The organism is Pseudomonas syringae pv. coryli str. NCPPB 4273, assembly GCF_000972175.1.
GTDB lineage: Bacteria > Pseudomonadota > Gammaproteobacteria > Pseudomonadales > Pseudomonadaceae > Aquipseudomonas > Aquipseudomonas syringae.
On the sequence record NZ_AWQP01000008.1, the window covers coordinates 40191 to 61427 of the forward strand.

The following is a 21237-nucleotide window of genomic DNA, read 5'->3' on the forward strand; positions in this document are numbered from 1 at the left end:
TAAGAGACCGGGGATTCTAGAGAAAGCGGGCCCGCAGGTCAATTTCCAACCAGCTTTTCTTCATAGGCGTCTTTTTATAGCTGAACGTCCTCTTCCTCTCATTCACCGCTACCCTAATCCGCTCCGGTTATAGAAATAAAAAGAAGAGAGTATTTAAAGCTTCTTTATAAAGCTTATAACTCTTATGCAGATATTTTCTGTGGATAACAGCTCACAGCCCTTGTTATTCAATGTGTACAGAGGTCAGAAAGGTTGTCGAGAAACGGTGCCCTGCCTGTGTCGGACCTTCGGAAAAGCTGTGCATGGAACGCTGTTTTATCCACAGGCGAGTTATGCACAGAGTTCAAGCCTGACTTATGCAATGGGCTGAAGATGGGTTATCCACAGAGCTTACGCGTTGACCGTTTGTCGTGTGGTTCATGCATAAATCGTTGATTTATAGCTCTCTGTGAGCAACCTACATGTGGATAAGTCGCCTCTGGGTCGTTACAATGGCGGCTGTTTTTGCCTCACCGGCTTTCAACTCAGGGGATATCCGTGTCAGTGGAACTTTGGCAGCAGTGCGTGGAGCTTTTGCGCGACGAGCTGCCTGCCCAACAATTCAACACTTGGATCCGTCCGCTACAGGTCGAAGCCGAAGGCGACGAGTTGCGTGTGTATGCACCCAATCGTTTTGTTCTCGACTGGGTCAACGAAAAGTACCTTGGTCGTTTGCTCGAGCTTCTTGGCGAACACGGTCAAGGCATGGCCCCTGCTCTTTCCTTATTAATAGGAAGCAAGCGCAGCTCAGCACCCCGTGCCGCTCCGAATGCGCCATTGGCCGCTGCAGCCTCCCAGGCGCTGTCTGCCAATTCGGTGAGCAGCGTCTCGGCACCGGCTCCTGCCACGGCGGCGCCAGCTGCTGCCGTAGCGACGCCGGCACCGGTCCAGAACGTTGCAGCACACAACGAGCCGTCGCGTGACAGCTTTGATCCGATGGCGGGTGCCAGCTCGCAACAAGCGCCCGCTCGCGCAGAACAGCGCACCGTCCAGGTAGAAGGTGCGCTCAAGCACACCAGTTACCTGAACCGTACGTTCACGTTCGAGAATTTCGTTGAGGGTAAGTCCAACCAGCTGGCACGTGCTGCCGCCTGGCAGGTTGCCGACAACCCCAAGCATGGCTACAACCCGTTGTTCCTTTATGGCGGTGTCGGTCTTGGTAAAACTCACTTGATGCATGCTGTGGGTAACCACCTGCTGAAGAAGAATCCGAACGCCAAGGTCGTGTACCTGCATTCGGAGCGCTTCGTTGCGGATATGGTCAAGGCCTTGCAGCTCAATGCAATCAACGAGTTCAAGCGCTTCTACCGCTCAGTCGATGCGCTGCTGATCGATGACATCCAGTTTTTTGCTCGCAAGGAACGCTCGCAGGAAGAGTTTTTCCACACGTTCAACGCGCTGCTGGAAGGCGGGCAACAGGTCATTCTGACCAGCGACCGCTATCCCAAGGAAATCGAAGGTCTTGAAGAGCGACTCAAGTCGCGTTTCGGCTGGGGCCTGACAGTTGCCGTCGAGCCTCCGGAGCTGGAAACCCGCGTCGCGATCCTCATGAAGAAAGCAGATCAGGCGAAGGTTGATCTGCCTCATGACGCAGCGTTCTTCATTGCCCAGCGAATCCGCTCCAACGTCCGTGAGCTGGAAGGTGCGCTCAAGCGCGTCATCGCTCACTCGCACTTCATGGGCCGCGACATCACCATCGAGCTGATTCGCGAGTCGCTGAAGGACTTGCTGGCGTTGCAGGACAAGCTGGTCAGTGTGGATAACATTCAGCGCACCGTCGCCGAGTACTACAAGATCAAGATCTCCGATCTGTTGTCCAAGCGTCGTTCCCGCTCTGTCGCCCGGCCTCGCCAGGTCGCGATGGCGCTCTCCAAGGAACTCACCAACCACAGTCTTCCGGAAATCGGTGACGTGTTTGGTGGCCGTGACCACACGACCGTCTTGCACGCATGCCGAAAGATCAACGAGCTCAAGGAATCCGATGCGGATATCCGCGAGGACTACAAGAACCTGCTGCGCACTCTGACTACGTGATAACGCCAGTGCAGCTCATCAAGGCAAGGGACTAGACCATGCATTTCACCATTCAACGCGAAGCCCTGTTGAAACCCCTGCAATTGGTCGCCGGCGTCGTCGAACGCCGCCAGACCTTGCCGGTTCTTTCCAATGTTCTCCTGGTTGTCGAAGGTCAGCAACTTTCGCTGACCGGTACGGATCTGGAAGTCGAACTGGTTGGCCGCGTCCAGCTGGAAGAGCCTGCCGAACCTGGAGAGATCACGGTTCCTGCGCGCAAGCTCATGGACATTTGCAAGAGCCTGTCGAACGACGCGCTGATCGACATCAAGCTCGACGACTCGAAACTGATCGTCAAGGCCGGTCGTAGCCGCTTCACCCTGTCGACCTTGCCTGCCAATGACTTCCCTACTGTTGAGGAAGGTCCGGGCTCGCTGACGTTCACTCTGGTGCAGAGCAAACTGCGCCGCTTGATCGAGCGCACCAGCTTTGCGATGGCCCAGCAGGACGTTCGTTACTACCTCAATGGCATGTTGCTGGAAGTAAGCGCCGGTATCTTGCGCGCAGTGGCTACCGACGGCCACCGCCTGGCCATGTGCTCGATGTCTGCCGATATCGAACATGCCGATCGCCATCAGGTGATCGTTCCACGTAAAGGTATTCTTGAAATGGCGCGCCTGCTGACCGAACAGGACGGCACGGTCAGTATCGTTCTGGGTCAGCATCACATCCGTGCGACCACTGGCGAATTCACCTTCACCTCTAAACTGGTGGATGGCAAGTTCCCGGACTACGAGCGCGTGCTGCCTAAAGGTGGTGACAAGCTGGTGCTCGGTGACCGTCAGGCACTGCGTGAGGCGTTCAGCCGTACGGCGATTCTGTCCAACGAAAAGTACCGCGGCATCCGTCTGCAACTGGCCAGCGGTCAATTGAAGATTCAGGCCAACAACCCTGAGCAGGAAGAAGCAGAAGAAGAAATCAGCGTCGAGTACAACGGTGACTCGCTGGAGATCGGTTTCAACGTGAGCTACCTGCTCGACGTGCTGGGCGTCATGACCACCGAGCAGGTGCGCCTGATTCTGTCTGACTCCAATAGCAGCGCTCTGGTGCAAGAGTCCGATAACGACGACTCCGCCTACGTTGTCATGCCGATGCGTCTGTAACTTCATGTCCAGCGCAACCTAGATGTCTCTTAGTCGCGTCTCGGTCACCGGGGTGCGCAATCTGCACCCGGTGACCCTCTCCCCCTCCCCGCGTATCAATATCCTCTACGGCGCAAACGGCAGTGGCAAAACCAGCGTGCTGGAAGCTATCCATCTGCTGGGCATTGCCCGCTCGTTTCGTAGCAGTCGCCTGCTTCCGGTCATTCAGTACGAACAGCCGTCATGTACGGTTTTCGGGCAGGTCGATCTTGCGCAAGGTGGACACAGCAATCTGGGTGTTTCACGTGACCGCCAAGGCGAGTTCCAGATTCGTATCGACGGGCAGAACGCCAGAAGCGCCGCGCAGCTTGCAGAAATTCTGCCGCTGCAGCTCATCAACCCCGACAGCTTCCGATTGCTCGAAGGTGCACCGAAGATACGCAGGCAGTTTCTGGATTGGGGAGTGTTCCACGTGGAACCTCGCTTTATGGCCACGTGGCAGCGCCTGCAGAAGGCCCTCAAGCAGCGAAACTCGTGGCTTCGGCATGGTACACTTGACGCCGCTTCACAGGCGGCATGGGACCGTGAGCTGTGCTCGGCAAGTGACGAGATCGACGAGTTCCGCCGGGCTTATATCAAGGCATTGAAGCCAGTCTTTGAACAGACTTTGAGCGAACTTGTTGAGCTTGAAGGTTTGACCCTGAGCTACTACCGGGGATGGGACAAGGAAAAAGAGCTAAGTACAGTGCTTGCCTCTTCCCTCCACCGCGACCAGCAAATGGGCCACACCCAGGCCGGACCACAGCGAGCTGACCTGCGCCTTAGATTAGGCGCGCACAATGCGGCAGATATTCTGTCTCGCGGTCAGCAAAAGCTGGTGGTCTGCGCACTGCGTATTGCTCAGGGACATCTGGTCAGCCAGGTACGTCGAGGCCAGTGTATTTACCTGGTAGATGATTTGCCCTCCGAACTGGATGACAACCATCGACGCGCGCTTTGCCGCTTGCTGGAAGAATTACGCTGCCAGGTGTTTATCACCTGTGTAGATCAAGAATTTTTGAGGGAAGGCTGGCAGACGGAAACGCCAGTCGCTTTGTTCCACGTGGAACAAGGCCGTATCACCCAGACCCACGACCATCGGGAGTGATTGCATGAGCGAAAACCAAACGTACGACTCGTCCAGCATTAAGGTGCTGAAAGGACTTGATGCCGTACGCAAGCGTCCCGGAATGTACATCGGTGATACAGACGATGGCAGCGGTCTGCACCACATGGTGTTCGAGGTGGTTGATAACTCGATCGACGAAGCATTGGCAGGCCATTGCGACGACATCAGCATCATCATCCATCCAGACGAATCTATCACCGTGCGCGACAACGGCCGCGGTATTCCGGTAGACGTGCATAAAGAAGAAGGCGTGTCGGCAGCCGAGGTCATCATGACCGTGCTCCACGCTGGCGGTAAGTTTGATGACAACTCCTACAAAGTATCCGGTGGTTTGCACGGTGTAGGTGTCTCTGTAGTTAACGCCCTTTCAGAGCTTCTGTTGCTGACGGTTCGCCGTAGCGGCAAGATCTGGGAACAGACCTATGTTCATGGTGTTCCACAGGAACCGATGAAGATCGTCGGTGAAAGTGACAGCACAGGCACTCAGATCCACTTCAAGCCTTCCGCTGAAACGTTCAAGAACATCCACTTCAGCTGGGACATCCTGGCCAAGCGGATTCGTGAGCTGTCCTTCCTGAACTCCGGTGTCGGCATTGTCCTCAAGGATGAGCGCAGCGGTAAGGAAGAATTGTTCAAATACGAAGGCGGTCTGCGCGCGTTCGTTGAGTACCTGAACACCAACAAAACACCGGTTAACGAAGTGTTCCACTTCAACATCCAGCGTGATGACGGTATCGGTGTCGAGATTGCTTTGCAGTGGAACGACAGCTTCAACGAGAACCTGCTGTGCTTCACCAACAACATTCCGCAGCGTGATGGCGGTACTCACCTTGTGGGTTTCCGTTCTGCGCTGACGCGTAACCTGAACAACTACATCGAGCAGGAAGGTCTGGCTAAGAAGCACAAGGTCGCGACCACTGGCGATGATGCGCGTGAAGGTCTGACTGCGATCATTTCGGTCAAGGTGCCTGATCCAAAGTTCAGCTCGCAGACCAAGGACAAGCTGGTTTCGTCCGAAGTCAAAACGGCTGTCGAACAGGAAATGGGCAAGTACTTCTCCGACTTCCTGTTGGAAAATCCGAACGAAGCCAAAGCGGTTGTCGGCAAGATGATCGACGCAGCCCGTGCCCGTGAAGCTGCGCGCAAGGCGCGTGAGATGACCCGTCGTAAAGGCGCACTGGATATCGCTGGCTTGCCGGGCAAACTGGCGGACTGCCAAGAGAAAGACCCTGCCCTCTCCGAACTGTACCTGGTGGAAGGGGACTCTGCTGGCGGATCAGCCAAGCAGGGGCGTAATCGTAGAACCCAGGCCATCCTGCCGCTCAAGGGCAAGATCCTGAACGTTGAAAAAGCGCGTTTCGACAAGATGATCTCTTCGCAGGAAGTGGGCACCTTGATCACTGCGCTGGGCTGCGGTATTGGCCGTGAAGAGTACAACATCGACAAGTTGCGTTATCACAACATCATCATCATGACCGATGCTGACGTCGACGGCTCGCACATCCGTACCCTGCTGCTGACGTTCTTCTTCCGTCAGTTACCCGAGCTGATCGAGCGTGGCTACATCTATATCGCTCAGCCGCCGCTGTACAAGGTCAAGAAAGGCAAGCAGGAGCAGTACATCAAGGACGACGAGGCCATGGAAGAATACATGACCCAGTCGGCCCTTGAAGACGCCAGCCTGCACCTCAGCGAATCGGCACCGGGTATCTCCGGTACTGCGCTGGAGAAGCTGGTCAACGACTTCCGCATGGTCATGAAGACCCTCAAGCGCCTGTCGCGTCTGTACCCACAGGAACTGACCGAGCACTTCGTCTACCTGCCGCCGATCACCCTCGAGCAACTGTCGGATCACGAGGGCATGCAAGCCTGGCTGGCACTGTTCGACGCGCGTCTGCGCACCGGCGAGAAGTCTGGTCTGGTCTACAAGGCCAGCCTGCGTGAAGACCGTGAACGTAATGTCTGGCTTCCAGAGGTCGAACTGATCTCCCACGGCCTGTCGAACTACGTCACCTTCAACCGCGACTTCTTCGGCAGCAACGACTACAAGACCGTTACCGCCCTGGGCGCGCAGATCAGCACGCTTCTGGAAGAAGGTGCCTACGTGCAACGTGGCGAGCGCAAGAAGCCCGTCAACGAGTTCAAGGAAGCCCTCGCCTGGCTGATGGCGGAAAGCACCAAGCGCCACACCATCCAGCGCTACAAAGGTCTGGGTGAAATGAACCCGGACCAGCTGTGGGAAACCACCATGGACCCGAGTGTGCGCCGCATGCTGAAGGTCACCATCGAAGACGCCATCGGCGCTGACCAGATCTTCAACACCCTCATGGGTGATGCGGTCGAGCCACGCCGTGACTTCATCGAGAGCAATGCGCTGGCAGTGTCCAACCTGGACTTCTGATCAGTTGTCGACGGGCGCTTTAAGTGTCGCAAGTGGGCAGACTATTGTCGCCTGTTCAGAAAAAACCCCAGCCTCAAAGGCTGGGGTTTTTGTTATATGAACTAATCATGGGTGATACTATTTCTAGAAAGGGAACGTCTATGAAATCTCTGCATGAGGAATTGCCTCTCCTATGCTGAAAAAAATCAGCGTCAAGAACTTCACAGTTTTTCGTGATTTAGATCTGAATTGCTGCGCAGGCCTGAACATCATCGTCGGCGAAAATGGCATGGGGAAGACGCATTTGTTGAAAGCAGCGTATGCCCTCATTGCAACTTCTGCTGAAGCTGCCAAAAAGCCAACCTCAGTTGATCCTACCAAAACGCACTTACAAAAAGCCTATGCCGAAAAGTTGATGGGGGTCTTTAGGCCTGAATCAGTAGGTCGGCTTGCTCGACGAAAACAAGGCCGAGATCGCTGTGAGATTTCGCTTTCGTTCGATGAAGTGTCTTTTGACACCTCGATTAGCTTTGCTACCAGCGCCAAAACCGATGTTCAAATCGAGAAGCTGCCTTCCCGTTGGGACAAGCAAAGCCCGCTGTATATCCCTACTAGGGAGCTACTCACGATTTTTCCTGGTTTTGTTTCGGTTTATGAAGGGCACTATCTAGAGTTTGAAGAAACGTGGCGTGATACGTGTATTCACTTAGGTGCTCCGACACTAAAAGGCCCTAGAGAAAAGCGCGCAAGCGAGCTACTGAAGCCCATTGAGCAGGCCATGGGTGGGAAGGTCATTTTAGATACAAACGGGCGTTTCTATCTGAAAATCCCAGGTAGCGGCACTATGGAGATGCCTCTGGTAGCCGAGGGACTAAGGAAACTGGCAATGCTCGCCCGCCTGATCGCAACAGGCTCAGTCCTCGATAAAGGATATCTATTTTGGGATGAGCCTGAGGCCAACCTCAATCCACGCTTAATTCGTTTGGTTGCCACAGTAATCCACACGCTTGCTAAACAAGGGGTACAGGTTTTCATTGCTACCCACAGCTTCTTTTTACTCAAAGAGCTAGACCTGTTGGCGTGCCAGGACCCCTACCCCCTCCGCTTTTGGGGGCTGCAATGCGAAGACGCTTCAGAGGGAGTTTTTGTTGAAGAGGTCGATTCCTTGAAGGAGCTGACGAATCTCGTTGCCCTTGATGAAGAGCTTGCTCAGTATGACCGCGAACTGAGCATCGCCAATGGGTGATATCGTAGAAGGAGAGCTGACTTTTTCATTTGGGGCTGGCTGGCAGGCAATCAAATATGATGACACGGCTTGGTATGCAAATCAGATAAGGAGCGGGGTTAGCGGGCTAAAGGCAATGGATATTCTGGCCTGCAAGGAAAATAGTCATTGGTGGATAGAGGTAAAAGACTGCGATGGGCATGAGACAGCCAGTACCACTAGGATTTCTCCTGCTGAACCAGTCGGATTAGAACAGACAAGGGCCTGGATCAATACCCAGAACTTTGCAGGTTCAGTCAAAGCTCAACGAAAGAAGCTGTTTATCATCGATGAGGTGATGCAAAAATTCCGGGATACCCTGACCAGCGCCGTTGTGGCTCAAAGACTTCGGAGTGCCGAGTTGCTTCCGTTTATTGGGCCCTCTCACAGCAATGAATCGCTTGTTATTGTCCTTATTCTGACTTGGGGCCTCCCCGATTACGCTCGCCTAGCTTCGCGATTGCAGCAAAAGCTGAACACAGCGCTTGTGCCCTACGGCATGACCGGATTTGTGGTGAATCAAAAATGCCAAGTACCTGGGCTCGATCCTGCGATAACCCGAAGGGTTTGACTCTTGTGCACCAACGGCACCGGTAGTGGATTTGACCTGAACCCAGCTGGGTTCTCATTAGGGCCCCTGTATTTAGGGGGTTTTTTTGTGTGGCTGATTCAGACGAGCAAATCTGAGGACACATTATTGTCCTGATGCGTCTGCATATAGGGCTCTAGCTGAAGGCATTGTTATGGACATAGCAAGATGTACCGTGGACGGCGCTGAATATCCCGCAGTAAAGTTCGCCAAACTTCCCCCTTCTGAGCTAGCGAATAAGCGGCGACACCTCGTGTGTATCAAGTGTGGTACTCGAGCAATTTTTGTCAAAGAGTCGCGAAGCGGACAAGGGCCGCATTTTCGGGCTCGTCCTCATCTGAATTGCACGTTCGCTACGCCTGAGTCTGAACGTGGTGAGGGCGGCGGCGATGATCAGGACATGTTGCGTAACCCTGGTGATCGCATCGTTCTAGACCTCCGTTACGGTGCTGCGGAGAACGTGAACGGTGACCCAGTGTTGAATGGGGCAGGCGGTGGCTCCGGTGGCAGGTACGTTGGCCTTGGGGGGAGTAAGCGAGCAATATCTAGGCGCCGACTCCGACCAATTTTAAAGAATTTAGTATATTCCGAAGCGTTCAGACATTCAGATCAAACCATTGAGTTGCCCGAAGTCGGTGAGTTTAGAGTGCGTGATTTGTTCGTGAATTTTTCTGACATCACGGAAGAGCATGTGGGTCAGCTCAGAGGCTTTTGGGGTGATATTCAGGATACCCGCGAGTCCAAGGATGGATCTCGATGGATCAATACCGGAGATAAAGAAAACGTCAGCGTGATCGTCGGCAAGGAGGTCTGCAAGGCTTTTCTAGACTATCACCGTGCCAAGTGGACGGAGCTTGAGGGCATACATTTCTTGGTTTTTGGACGGTTGAACCGGGGGCGGACAAATAACAAATTGTGGATCAAGCCGAAGGGTACTGAATACACGGCTATTTATGATGAGTCTTAACGTCAGTCGTGTCTCATAACTTGTGTGTCACTACTTGCTTCAGCGAATATGGATTCTGCCGTAATTTTAAAGCCAATCACCATGCAGCCTGAGGTTCTTAATGACCGAACCTCAGTCGTTCGATAGTCTTGATATTTTTCTGATGGGCTGAGGATTGTAGCGTTAGGCTATAGTCTTCCCCTGAGATGTAGAGGCTGAAAGCGGGTGATGGACCCAAATCTGGTGGCGAAGCTACAGACTGAAAATGCACGGCTGATTGCCTTGTTGGATGCTCATGGCATCGAATGGCGGCTGCCTAATGAGCTGGTCAAGCTACCAGCGGCTCCACTTGAGCGCTCGCAACAACTCGATACTGATGGAAAGCTTGCCCTATTCCGAAGCTTGTTTCGTGGTAGGACGGACGTCTACCCCATCCGCTGGGAAAGCAAGGCGGGCAAATCAGGATACGCACCCGCCTGCGCAAATGAATGGAGGCCTGGCGTTTGTGAGAAGCCCCGAATTAAATGTGGCGACTGCGGTAACCGCCAACTGCTTCCGCTGACCGATGAGGTAGTCTATCGCCATCTGGCGGGCGAAGTGGTCGTTGGTATCTACCCCCTACTGTCTGATGACACTTGTTATTTTTTGGCGGTCGACTTCGATGAAGCCGCATGGCGTGATGATTCCAAAGCTTTTGTGCAGTCATGCCATGAGCTGAACGTCCCGGTTGCGCTGGAAATATCGCGCTCAGGCCAAGGGGCTCATGGCTGGATTTTCTTTGAGCGTAATGTTCCTGCCTGCGATGCGCGCCGCCTCGGTGCCGCAATCATCAGTCATGCCTGTGAGCGCACCCGACAGTTGGCGCTCAGCTCCTATGATCGACTGTTTCCAAATCAGGACTATATGCCCAAAGGGGGCTTTGGAAATCTCATCGCGCTCCCTTTACAAAAGCGGGCCAGAGCCCAAAACAATAGCGTTTTTGTAGACGGCTCGCTTGAGCCTCATCCTGATCAATGGGCCTTCCTGGCATCGATTCAGCGCATGAGCCCAGAAGATATCCAGCCCGTTATTATCCAGGCGATGGGTAATCGGGACCCGCTAGGGGTCGCCTATGTCGATGACGAAGGTGATGCAGAACCTTGGAAAGATCGTGAATCGAGATCACGTAAATTGACATGCTCGTTGCCTGATGCTGTCAACATCACGCTGGCTAACCTAATTTACTTTGAAAAGTCAGAATTGCCACAGCCATTGGCAAACCAGCTTGTCCGGCTCGCAGCCTTTCAAAATCCTGAGTTCTATAAAGCTCAGGCCATGCGCATGTCGGTGTGGAACAAACCGAGGATTATCGGTTGTGCCCAGAACTTCCCCAAACATATTGCGTTACCACGTGGCTGTTTGGATGCTGCGCTGGAGCTTTTAGAGGAAAGCGGGGTTACCCCTATTCTTAAAGACGAACGCTTCGGGGGCGCCCTCATCGACGTGAGCTTTATCGGGACCCTGCGTTCTGACCAAAAGGCTGCTGTCAGCGCAATGCTAAGTCATGACACGGGTATCCTCTGCGCACCGACAGCTTTCGGTAAAACGGTGAGTGCTGCTGCGTTGATTGCCGCACGTGGCATTAACACATTGGTGCTTGTGCATCGAACGGAACTGTTAAGGCAGTGGCAAGAGCGCTTGCAGGCGTTCTTGAGAGTCGGGAATGGTGTCGTTGGTACTCTTGGGGGCGGAAAAGCGAAGCTTACAGGCAACGTCGACATTGCCGTAATGCAATCGCTATCGCGAAAAGGCGAGATCAGCGATCAGGTAAAAAACTACGGCCAAATCATCGTTGATGAGTGTCATCACCTATCAGCAGTATCATTCGAGGCACTTCTGAGAAGCGCGACCGCGCGGTACGTACTGGGACTTACAGCAACCCCCGTGCGTCGAGATGGGCAGCAGCCTATTATTTTCATGCAGTGCGGGCCGATCCGACATTCTGCTGCTCGACCAACGAGTGCGCCCCATGACTTATCTGTCGTGCCTCGATTGCTGCCCAAACCAATAGTGGTCCCCGAGGGCTTTGATATTCAGGACGTCTTTCGGCGTCTGGCCGACGATTCTGAGCGGACAGCCAAAATCGTCTCGGAGATTGAGCTGGCGTACAACGAGGGGCGAAAAATTCTAGTGCTAACGGAGCGGACGGAACATGTGGATGCCCTTGAATTAGAATTGAAGCAGCGCGTGCATAACCTTTTCACGCTTCATGGGCGAGTGCCTAAGAAACAGCGTATTTCCCGTATGCATGAGCTTGAGTCCCTTCCCCCTGATGCTCCACGAGTACTGCTGGCAACAGGAAAATTAGTAGGTGAAGGCTTCGATCATCCTCCGTTGGACACGCTGGTGCTGGCAATGCCCATCTCATGGAAGGGTATACTTCAGCAATATGCGGGGCGGTTGCATCGATCACACGCCGATAAGGTCGATGTACGAGTGATCGACTTCGTTGACGCGGGCAATGCTGCATTGATGAGGATGTGGGATAAGCGGCAGGCGGGGTACAAAGCGATGGGTTACCGAATGTCTGACTCCCTAGCCACGATGGACTTGCTCTAGCATAATGGTTCCTTTTTGGGATGCCCATGTTCCACGTGGAACCCTGATCCCACTTGGGGTGCGCATGACACTTAATATGCCCATCGACATGAGTATATGAGCAACCATCACCCCGGCGAAAGCTGGTGTTTTTCTTTGTGTTCTAAAACATTTTCGCCAGTTGCAGATTCAACCGAGCCTTGTATTCCGCCGGCGCTTCGCAGTGTCTGCACAGACATGTCGGCCTGAGACTTCACCACCAACCCCCCACGCATAAAAAAACCGACCTTTTCCAGGTCGGTTTCTGATCCATCATAAAAACTTATGCACGTTTTTCCGGTTTTTATAGCCTGAAAAAATATGTATACGAATGAACAGGTTAAACAGTCTTTTTCAGCGATTTCAGAAAAACCGTACACAGGTTATCCACAAAATCACGCCGGGACTTTTTCGGGGGTTGCTGCAGGCTTGACAGGCGAACCCATCGCGCGTTGTGTGTCTTCATTCCAGGTCTGCACACGGTCATTCAACGCAGCAATGGCGCGTGGGCCTGTGCCTTCTGCATACATCGGCTCGCCGATTACCAATTGAATGGTGCCTGGTTTTTTTGCCCAGCCGTCGCGAGGCCAATACTTGCCTGCGTTGTGCGCAACAGGCAGCACAGGCAGATCAGCGTTCACTGCCAGTGCAGTACCGCCGCGAGAGAATTTGCCGACCTGGCCGTAAGGCACGCGTGTGCCCTCCGGGAAGATCAATACCCAGACGCCATCCTTGAGCAGCTCGTCGCCCTTCTTGGCAATTTCCCTGAGTGCGGCTTTCGGGTTTTCGCGGTCGATGGCGATCGGGCGCAGCATTGCCATCGCCCAGCCAAAGAACGGCACATACAGCAGTTCACGCTTGAGGACCTGACTCATCGGCTCGAAATACGCCGACAGAAAGAAGGTCTCCCAGGTGCTCTGATGATTGGAGATGATCACGCAAGGGGTTTTCGGGACGTTTTCAGCGCCAGTCACTTCGACCTTGATGTTCAGGAACACCTTGGTCAGCCAGATGGCGCAGCGGCACCAGTAGACGTTAATGAAGCGATAGCGGGCTTTGAACGGCAGAAAAGGCGCAATGAAAAAACTCAACGTGCACCACAACAGCGAGCTGGTGCCCAGCAACAGGTAAAAGAAGAAGGTCCTGATTGCCTGCATGATCGACATAGTTACGTTTACCGTACGGGCAGGTGCCCGCTCCTTGAGCGTCCTGAACCTGAAGAGCTGACTGTTCAGTGAGCGCTGTTGTGGATAAGTTCTGCGGCAACTGCCGCCAGATCGTCAAAAATCAATGTGCCTGCCGGCATTCCGCCTTCCATCGTCTTGCGTCCTTTGCCGGTCATCACCAGCACAGGCTGAGAATCGACGGCCAATGCGGCCTGCAGGTCACCCTTGCTGTCACCCACGAACCAGAGACCTTTGAGGTCCGCTGCGTAATGACGGGCGATGGCCTGCAGCATGCCGGGTTTTGGCTTGCGGCAGGTACAGCCATCGTCTGGCCCATGCGGGCAGTAGACGATCAAACCGAGCTCGCCGCCCTGCTCTGCCACCAGCTTGCGCAAGCGCACGTGCATGGCATCCAGAGTGGCCAGATCGTAATAACCTCGGGCAATGCCCGACTGGTTGGTGGCGACGGCCACCGTCCAGCCAGCCTTGCTCAGCGCTGCGATAGCTTCGATCGAGCCAGGAATGGGCAGCCACTCCGCCACCGACTTTATGTAAGTGTCGGAGTCATGATTGATCACGCCATCCCGATCGAGTATCAGCAGTTTCACAGCGACTCCTTGTCAGCCCAGCAGCGAGATGTCGGCGACGCCGAGGAACAGGCCGCGCAAGCGCGACAACAGGGCATAACGGTTGGCACGCACGTTGGCGTCTTCCGCGTTGACCATGACGGCTTCGAAGAACGCATCGACCGGCTCACGCAACATCGCCAGACGCGCCAGCGATTCGCTGTACTGACGCTCGGCAGCCATAGGCTGGATCGCGTGATCGGCCTGCTGGATGGCCGAGTACAGCGAGAACTCGTTGGCGTTGTCGAAATACTTGGGCTCGACGGTCTGGGCAATGCTGCCCTCGGCCTTGCTCAAGAGATTCGATACACGCTTGTTCACTGCGGCCAGTGCAGCGGCCTGTGGCAGTTTGCGGAAGGCCTGGACCGCCTGGACGCGCTGATCGAAATCCAGCGCCGAAGCGGGTTGCAGGGCGCGTACCGAGAGGTACACCGCCACGTCGACGCCTTCGTCTTCATAACGCGCACGCAGACGATCGAAGATGAAGTCGAGCACCTGCTCCGCCAGACCGGCCTGCTTGATCTTCGCGCCGAACTGCGTGACAGCGAATTTCACCGTTTCGACCAGGTTCAGGTCGAGCTTCTTCTCGATCAGGATACGCAGGATGCCCAGTGCTGCACGACGCAGGGCGTACGGGTCCTTGCTGCCGGTGGGCAGCATGCCGATACCGAAGATCCCGACCAGTGTGTCGAGCTTGTCGGCAATGGCCACCGCAGCACCGGTCAGCGTGGTCGGCAGTTCGGCACCTGCGCCGCGCGGCATGTACTGCTCGTTGAGCGCCAGTGCGACGTCTTCAGGTTCGCCGTCGGCCTTGGCGTAGTAGTAACCGGCAATGCCCTGCATTTCCGGAAACTCGCCGACCATCTCGCTCGACAGGTCGCACTTGGACAGCAGACCGGCCCGCGCAGCACGCTGGGCGTCGCCGCCGATGCGTGGTGCGATGTAAGCGGCCAGTTTCGACACACGCTCGGCCTTGTCGAACACGCTGCCCAACTGCGCCTGGAACACGACGTTCTTCAGGCGATCGTTGAAGGTTTCCAGCTTCTGCTTCTTGTCCTGCTTGAAGAAGAACTCGGCGTCGGTCAGGCGTGGACGAACCACCTTCTCGTTACCGGCGATGATCTGTGCCGGGTCCTTGCTCTCGATGTTGGCCACGGTGATGAAGCGCGGCAGCAGCTTGCCGTCGACATCCAGCAGGCAGAAATATTTCTGGTTGTCCTGCATGGTGGTAATCAAGGCTTCCTGAGGCACTTCCAGAAAGCGCTCTTCGAACGAGCACACCAGCGGAACCGGCCACTCGACCAGACCGGCCACTTCGTCCAGCAGGCTTGGCGGCACGATGGCGGTGCCTTCCTGTTGGGTGGCCAGTTCGTCGACGCGCTTGCTGATGATGTGGCGACGTTCGTTGAAGTCGGCCAGTACATGAGCGGCGCGCAGGTCACTGAGGTAACCGGCAGGCGAGGAAATGCGCACGTCTTGCGGATGATGGAAGCGATGACCGCGCGAATGACGACCTGCGCTCTGGGCGAGGATCGTGCAATCGACGACCTGATCACCGAACAGCATCACCAGCCACTGGGTCGGCCGCACGAACTCTTCCTTGCGAGCACCCCAGCGCATGCGCTTGGCAATCGGCAGGTCGTTCAGCGAGTCTTCGACGATGGTTGGCAACAGCGACGTCGTCGGCTTGCCGAGGATGGTCTGGCTGTAGCGCAGTTTCGGGCCGCTCTGATCGATTTCGCTCAGGTCGACGCCGCACTTCTTGGCGAAGCCCAGGGCGGCCTGAGTCGGGTTACCGTCGGCGTCGAACGCTGCCTGACGCGGTGGGCCGTCGAGGTTGACGCTGCGATCCGGTTGTTGCGTGGCCAGTGCGGTAATCAGCACGGCCAGACGGCGCGGTGCGGCGTAGACCTGTTTGGCGCTGTAGGTCAGACCTGCGCCTGTGAGGCCTTTTTCAATACCGGCGAGAAACGCATCGGCCAGAGAGACGAGGGTCTTGGGTGGCAGTTCTTCGGTGCCCAGCTCGACCAGAAAATCTTGAGCACTCATTGCGCTGCCTCCAGCTTGGCCAACACTTCATCGCGTAGATCGGGCGGCGCCATCGGGAAGCCGAGACGGGCCCGGGCCTGCAGGTAGGCTTGAGCCACCGAACGGGCCAGCGTGCGTACGCGCAGGATGTATTGCTGACGCGCCGTCACGGAAATCGCGCGACGGGCATCCAGCAGGTTGAAGGTGTGCGAGGCCTTGAGGACCATTTCGTAGCCGGGCAATGGCAGCTCCAGCTCGATCAGGCGTGCGGCTTCGCTTTCGTAGAAGTCGAACAGCTCGAACAGCTTGTCGACGTTGGCGTGTTCGAAGTTGTAGGTCGACTGCTCGACCTCGTTCTGGTGGAACACGTCGCCGTAGGTCACTTTGCCGAACGGGCCGTCAGCCCAGACCAGATCGTAGACCGAGTCCACGCCCTGCTGGTACATCGCCAGACGCTCGAGGCCGTAGGTTATTTCGCCGGTGACCGGGTAGCACTCCAGACCACCGACCTGCTGGAAGTAGGTGAACTGCGAGACTTCCATGCCGTTGAGCCAGATCTCCCAGCCCAGACCCCAGGCGCCCAGCGTCGGCGATTCCCAGTTGTCTTCGACGAAGCGCACGTCGTGCACCAGCGGATCGAGGCCGATGTGCTTGAGCGAGCCCAGGTACAGTTCCTGGAAGTTGTCCGGGTTCGGCTTGAGAATCACCTGAAACTGGTAATAGTGCTGCAGGCGGTTCGGGTTTTCGCCGTAGCGGCCGTCAGTCGGGCGACGGCTTGGCTGTACGTAAGCGGCGTTCCAGGTTTCCGGGCCTACGGCGCGCAGAAACGTGGCAGTGTGGAACGTGCCGGCGCCTACTTCCATATCGTAGGGCTGAAGTACCACGCAACCTTGTTCTGCCCAGTATTGCTGGAGGGCGAGGATCAAGTCTTGGAAGGTACGCACGGCTGGCGTAGGCTGGCTCACAAATTTCACCTGTGCTGGGCTGCGATTCAAAGAGCGGGAGTATACCCGATTCGGCCGCACGTCCACTCGTTGGGAGCCCTATGACACGCTGCTTTTGGTGCAACGAAGACCCCCTGTACATCGCATATCACGATCAGGAGTGGGGAGTGCCGCTGCGCGATGCGCAGAAGCTCTTCGAGTTGCTTTTGCTCGAAGGGTTCCAGGCCGGGCTGTCGTGGATCACGATTCTCAAGCGGCGGGCGCGTTATCGCGAAGTGCTGCACGGTTTCGACGTCGAGCGCCTGGCGCAGTTGAGCGATGCTGAAATAGAGGCGTTGATGCTTGATCCGAGCATCATCCGCAACCGCCTCAAGCTCAAGGCGGTGCGCACCAATGCGCAGGCTTGGCTGGCACTGGAAGACCCGGTCGCGCTGCTCTGGTCGTTTGTTGGCGGTATCCCGAAGATCAATCACTTCAAGGACCGCAGCGAAGTCCCGGCGATTACCGCCGAGGCCGAAGCGATGAGCAAGGCACTGAAAAAGGCCGGTTTCACCTTTGTCGGCCCGACCATCTGTTACGCCTACATGCAGGCCAGCGGCATGGTCATGGACCACACCGTCGATTGCGATCGGTATGCGATCCTGAGCCGCTGACGGTTACACTACCCGCCTCGAGAATCTGGGAGTCATCTGTGGATAAGTTCAAAGGCGCCGTAATGGTCGGGGCGTTGCGATTGTTTGCGCTGTTGCCGTGGCGCGCGGTGCAGTGGACAGGCACCGCGATTGGCTGGCTGATGTGGAAGCTGCCCAACCGTTCGCGGGAAGTGGCGCGGATCAATCTGTCCAAGTGCTTTCCCGAGTTGAGCGAGCCGGAGCTGGAAAAGCTCGTCGGCCGCAGCCTCATGGACATCGGCAAGACCCTGACCGAAAGCGCCTGTGCGTGGATCTGGCCGGCACAGAAATCGATCGACCTGGTGCGTGAAGTCGAAGGGCTCGATGTGCTCAAGGACGCGCTGGCGTCCGGCAAGGGCGTGGTCGGCATCACCAGTCATCTGGGCAACTGGGAAGTGCTCAATCACTTCTACTGCAGCCAGTGCAAGCCGATCATTTTCTATCGTCCACCCAAGCTGAAAGCCGTGGACGACCTGTTGCGCAAGCAGCGTGTGCAGTTGGGCAACCGCGTTGCGGCGTCGACCAAGGAAGGCATTCTCAGTGTCATCAAGGAAGTGCGCAAAGGCGGCTCGGTGGGTATTCCGGCCGATCCGGAGCCGGCCGAATCAGCCGGCATCTTCGTGCCCTTCTGCGGTACCATGGCCCTGACCAGCAAGTTCGTGCCGAACATGCTGGCCGGTGGCAAGGCAGTCGGCGTATTCCTGCACGCCATGCGCCTGCCGGACGGCTCGGGTTACAAAGTGGTACTCGAAGCGGCTCCGGAAGCCATGTACAGCACCGACACCGAAACCTCGGCAGCGGCGATGAGCAAAGTGGTCGAGAAATACGTGCGGGCGTACCCGAGCCAGTACATGTGGACCATGAAGCGCTTCAAGAAACGCCCGCCAGGCGAAGCGCGCTGGTACTAGAAAGGACTGGACGCGGAGCGTCCGGAACGCCATGCCCACGCCGGAGCATGGGCACGACAGTGTTCCTGAAGACGCCTATCGTTCCTCACGCTCCGCGTGGGAATGCCTTGCGTGAAGCTCTGCGTCACAGTTCTCAGGATAGGACGCAGAGCGTCCGGAACGGCATGCCCACGCTGGAGCATTGGCACGATAGTGTTCCTGAAGACACCTATCGTTCCTCACGCTCCGCGTGGGAATGCCGTGCGTGACGCTCTGCGTCACAAATCTGCGCCGCGCCACAGTTCTCAGGATAGGTCGCAGAGCATCCGGAACGGCGTGCCCACGCTGGAGCATGGGCACGATAGTGTTTCCCTCAACTGGCCGCCGCAATCAATCCGCGTCGCTCCAGCGCCACCTGAGTCCCTTCCGGACTCATTCGTATCAGGTTCACCGGGATGGATTTGGCTGCAGGGGTGTTGCCGTGTTTATCCCGGTTGGCCAGTGGCAGCAGGCCGTTGGTTTCCGGGTAGTACGCTGCGCAGCAACCCTGTGGCACATCGTAGGGTATGACCTTGAAACCCGCTGCGCGCCGCGCCGCGCCGTGGTCGGGTCGAGCGCCGTCTGAAACTCGATGTAGTCCCCGGCCTTCAGTCCCAGGCGTTCGATGTCCTGCGGGTTGAGCATCACCACCATGCGGTCGCCAAAGATGTCCCGATAACGGTCATCGTTGGAATACACCGTGGTGTTGAACTGGTCATGGCTGCGGATCGTCATCAACTGCAGATGCTCGGCGCCCGGCGGCGTGTCGTCTTCGTCGTAGATGCCTTCGGGAAAGAGGAAGTTGGCCTTGCCCGACTCGGTGTCCCACCTGCGCTCACTGGCGGCATTGGGCAAACGGAAACCTCCGGGTTCGAGGATGCGCTGATTGAAATCGTAAAACTGCTCAGGCAGTACTTCTTCGATCTTGTCGCGAATCCTTGAGTAGTCGCCCACATAGCTGTCCCAGTCCACCTTGGGATTGGGCGCAAGCGTCGCTTTGGCGATACCGGCAATGATCGCCACTTCGGAAATCAGATGTTTCGACGCAGGCTCGAGCATGCCGGTCGAGCCGTGCACCATCGACATTGAGTCCTCCACCGTAATGGTTTGCGCCACGCCGTTCTGCAGGTCGCGCTCCGAACGCGCCACGCACGGCAGCAGAAAGGCCTTCTGCCCATGTACCGTCGCACTGCGGTTGAGCTTGGTGTTCACCAGCACCGTCATTTTCAGACGGCTGACGGTCGGGCAGATCACATCGGTGTCTGGAATGGCACGGAAGAAATTGCCGCCCATGGAAATGAGCGCTTCCACCTCGCCACGCAACAGGGCTTCGCAGGTCTCGGCCACGGCATGGCCTTTTTTTCGGGACGCTTCAAAACCGAACACCTTGCTCATGCTGGCCAGAAAAGGTTCGCCGGCCTTTTCATAGATGCCCATCGTTCTGTCGCCCTGTACGTTGGAGTGTCCACGTACCGGGCAAGCGCCCGCACCGAGCTTGCCGATGTTGCCGCGCAACAGCAGCAGGTTGATGATCTGCTGCATGGCATCACCGCCACGCTTGTGCTGAGTGACGCCCATCCCCCAGCAGCAGATGACCCCCTTCGAGCGCTTATAGACCGTCGCCACCTCTTCGATGGCCTGACGCGTCAGACCCGAATGGCGCTCGATGATGTCCCAGGGCAACTGTCGGCAATAATCGGCGTACTGCTCAAAACCATGGGTGTGTTCTTCAATGAACGCCACATCGAGTACACGCGGCAGGTTTTCACGCTGCGCCACGTCATCGGCTTCGATCACGGCCTTGCAAACGCCTTGCAGGGCGATCATGTCGCCGCCGATCCTGACCTGATGGTACTGCGAGCTGATTTCCACCCCATGCAGACTGAGCATATCGCGCGGGTCCTGCGGCGCCGCAAAACGTACCAGCGCCCTCTCCCGCAGCGGGTTGAAGGAAATGATGCTCGCGCCCCGGCGTGCGGCGGCGTGCAGCTCGGACATCATGCGCGGGCTGTTGGTCCCGGGGTTCTGGCCGATGATGAAAATCGCGTCGGCGTTCTCGAAATCTTCCAGCGTCGTGGTGCCTTTGCCGACCCCGATCGACTCGGGCAGCGCCGCGGTGGTGGTTTCATGGCACATGTTCGAGCAGTCAGGGAAGTTGGCCATGCCGTACAGGCGACCGAACAGCTGATACAGAAAGGCGGCTTCGTTCGACGTGCGCCCGGAGGTGTACAGCTCCAGCTTCCACGGGTCGCTCAGGCCGCGCAGCTCTTCGCCGATCTCGGCGAACGCCTCGTCCCAGGTGACGGGCAGGTATTTGTCACTGGCGGCGTCGTAGCGCATCGGCTCGGTGATACGGCCTTCTGCTTCCAGCTGGTGATCGCTCCAGGTCGCCAGTTCGCTGACCGTATGCCGGGCGAAGAACTCAGGGGTCACGCGTTTCTTGGTCGATTCCCAGGCCAGTGCCTTGGCACCGTTCTCGCAGTATTCAAAGGTGTGCGGCTTCTTTGGGTCCGGCCAGGAGCAACTGGGGCAGTCGAAGCCGCCAGGCTTGTTCATGGACATCAGCGTGCGGTTGCCCTTGATCAGCACATGCTGGTGCAACAGGTGCTTGTTGACCGCACTGAGCGCGGGCCAGCCACCCGCCGGCGTGCCGTCGGTCTGTGATCCCTGAAGCGGGGCCTGGGAGTTTTCCGATTCGGACATGGGGTGTGTTCTCTCT

The 21237-nt window shown here is 56.6% G+C and carries 15 protein-coding genes and 1 pseudogene; 10 read left to right on the forward strand and 6 right to left on the reverse strand.

What is annotated here, in order from left to right:
- Positions 1-537 precede the first annotated feature (537 nt).
- The 8 genes from dnaA (at position 538) to P406_RS05995 (ending at position 12139) form a co-directional block, all read left to right on the forward strand.
- Complete coding sequence (gene dnaA, locus P406_RS05960; RefSeq protein ID WP_003437057.1) at positions 538-2073, forward strand: chromosomal replication initiator protein DnaA; 1536 nt, start codon at positions 538-540, stop codon at positions 2071-2073.
- A gap of 38 nt (positions 2074-2111) precedes the next feature.
- The gene (gene dnaN / locus P406_RS05965) at positions 2112-3215 is read left to right on the forward strand and encodes a DNA polymerase III subunit beta (RefSeq protein WP_003421522.1); all 1104 of its coding nucleotides are present in this window, start codon (positions 2112-2114) and stop codon (positions 3213-3215) included.
- A gap of 22 nt (positions 3216-3237) precedes the next feature.
- Positions 3238-4341, forward strand: coding sequence for a DNA replication/repair protein RecF (recF, locus tag P406_RS05970; RefSeq protein ID WP_003340176.1), 1104 nt, complete (start codon positions 3238-3240; stop codon positions 4339-4341).
- Between the two features lie 4 nt (positions 4342-4345).
- A complete protein-coding gene (gene gyrB, locus P406_RS05975) occupies positions 4346-6763 on the forward strand; it encodes a DNA topoisomerase (ATP-hydrolyzing) subunit B (RefSeq protein WP_003340175.1) in 2418 nt (805 codons plus the stop codon).
- Positions 6764-6935: 172 nt separating this feature from the next.
- Positions 6936-7988: an AAA family ATPase gene (locus P406_RS05980; RefSeq protein ID WP_046235649.1), complete on the forward strand. Its 1053-nt coding sequence runs from the start codon at positions 6936-6938 to the stop codon at positions 7986-7988.
- Positions 7981-8577, forward strand: a complete 597-nt coding sequence (locus P406_RS05985) for a hypothetical protein (RefSeq protein WP_046235650.1) — start codon at positions 7981-7983, stop codon at positions 8575-8577. Before P406_RS05980 ends, P406_RS05985 begins: the two co-directional genes overlap by 8 nt.
- 418 nt (positions 8578-8995) lie before the next feature.
- Positions 8996-9562 carry a hypothetical protein gene (locus P406_RS05990; RefSeq protein ID WP_052739317.1) on the forward strand — a complete coding sequence of 189 codons (567 nt, stop codon included), beginning with the start codon at positions 8996-8998 and terminating at the stop codon, positions 9560-9562.
- A gap of 204 nt (positions 9563-9766) precedes the next feature.
- On the forward strand, positions 9767-12139 hold the full coding sequence (locus tag P406_RS05995; protein WP_082100719.1) for a TOTE conflict system archaeo-eukaryotic primase domain-containing protein: 2373 nt from the start codon (positions 9767-9769) through the stop codon (positions 12137-12139).
- Positions 12140-12246: 107 nt separating this feature from the next.
- Here the strand turns inward: P406_RS05995 and P406_RS28640 are convergent, their stop codons facing one another.
- The 5 genes from P406_RS28640 to glyQ form a co-directional block, all read right to left on the reverse strand.
- Positions 12247-12537 carry a hypothetical protein gene (locus P406_RS28640; RefSeq protein WP_144431050.1) on the reverse strand — a complete coding sequence of 97 codons (291 nt, stop codon included), beginning with the start codon at positions 12535-12537 and terminating at the stop codon, positions 12247-12249.
- Between the two features lie 15 nt (positions 12538-12552).
- Positions 12553-13323, reverse strand: a complete 771-nt coding sequence (locus tag P406_RS06000) for a lysophospholipid acyltransferase family protein (protein ID WP_046235653.1) — start codon at positions 13321-13323, stop codon at positions 12553-12555.
- Positions 13324-13388: 65 nt separating this feature from the next.
- Positions 13389-13931: a D-glycero-beta-D-manno-heptose 1,7-bisphosphate 7-phosphatase gene (gmhB, locus tag P406_RS06005; protein WP_046235654.1), complete on the reverse strand. Its 543-nt coding sequence runs from the start codon at positions 13929-13931 to the stop codon at positions 13389-13391.
- Positions 13932-13943: 12 nt separating this feature from the next.
- Complete coding sequence (glyS, locus tag P406_RS06010; RefSeq protein ID WP_046235655.1) at positions 13944-15998, reverse strand: glycine--tRNA ligase subunit beta; 2055 nt, start codon at positions 15996-15998, stop codon at positions 13944-13946.
- On the reverse strand, positions 15995-16942 hold the full coding sequence (gene glyQ, locus P406_RS06015) for a glycine--tRNA ligase subunit alpha (protein WP_002551326.1): 948 nt from the start codon (positions 16940-16942) through the stop codon (positions 15995-15997). Before glyQ ends, glyS begins: the two co-directional genes overlap by 4 nt.
- Positions 16943-17022: 80 nt before the next feature.
- On the opposite strand from glyQ, the gene P406_RS06020 reads away from it, so the two are divergent.
- Both P406_RS06020 and P406_RS06025 read left to right on the forward strand, forming a co-directional pair.
- Entirely contained in the window at positions 17023-17574 is a 552-nt protein-coding gene (locus P406_RS06020; RefSeq protein WP_046235656.1) for a DNA-3-methyladenine glycosylase I, read from the forward strand.
- A 38-nt stretch (positions 17575-17612) separates the two neighbouring features.
- Entirely contained in the window at positions 17613-18500 is an 888-nt protein-coding gene (locus tag P406_RS06025) for a lysophospholipid acyltransferase (protein WP_003401447.1), read from the forward strand.
- Positions 18501-18852: 352 nt separating this feature from the next.
- Here P406_RS06025 and P406_RS06030 read toward each other — a convergent pair.
- Positions 18853-21221: pseudogene (locus P406_RS06030) on the reverse strand (FdhF/YdeP family oxidoreductase).
- Between the last annotated feature and the right edge of the window lie 16 nt (positions 21222-21237).

Bases quoted from the DNA above. Each gene is read 5' to 3' on its own strand.
- glyS (WP_046235655.1), bottom strand. From the start codon at position 15,998: ATGAGTGCTCAAGATTTTCTGGTCGAGCTGGGCACCGAAGAACTGCCA.
- dnaN (WP_003421522.1), top strand. From the start codon at position 2,112: ATGCATTTCACCATTCAACGCGAAGCCCTGTTGAAACCCCTGCAATTG.
- P406_RS06020 (WP_046235656.1), top strand. From the start codon at position 17,023: ATGACACGCTGCTTTTGGTGCAACGAAGACCCCCTGTACATCGCATAT.
- recF (WP_003340176.1), top strand. From the start codon at position 3,238: ATGTCTCTTAGTCGCGTCTCGGTCACCGGGGTGCGCAATCTGCACCCG.
- P406_RS05990 (WP_052739317.1), top strand. From the start codon at position 8,996: ATGTTGCGTAACCCTGGTGATCGCATCGTTCTAGACCTCCGTTACGGT.
- gyrB (WP_003340175.1), top strand. From the start codon at position 4,346: ATGAGCGAAAACCAAACGTACGACTCGTCCAGCATTAAGGTGCTGAAA.
- P406_RS05980 (WP_046235649.1), top strand. From the start codon at position 6,936: ATGCTGAAAAAAATCAGCGTCAAGAACTTCACAGTTTTTCGTGATTTA.
- P406_RS06000 (WP_046235653.1), bottom strand. From the start codon at position 13,323: ATGTCGATCATGCAGGCAATCAGGACCTTCTTCTTTTACCTGTTGCTG.
- P406_RS05985 (WP_046235650.1), top strand. From the start codon at position 7,981: ATGGGTGATATCGTAGAAGGAGAGCTGACTTTTTCATTTGGGGCTGGC.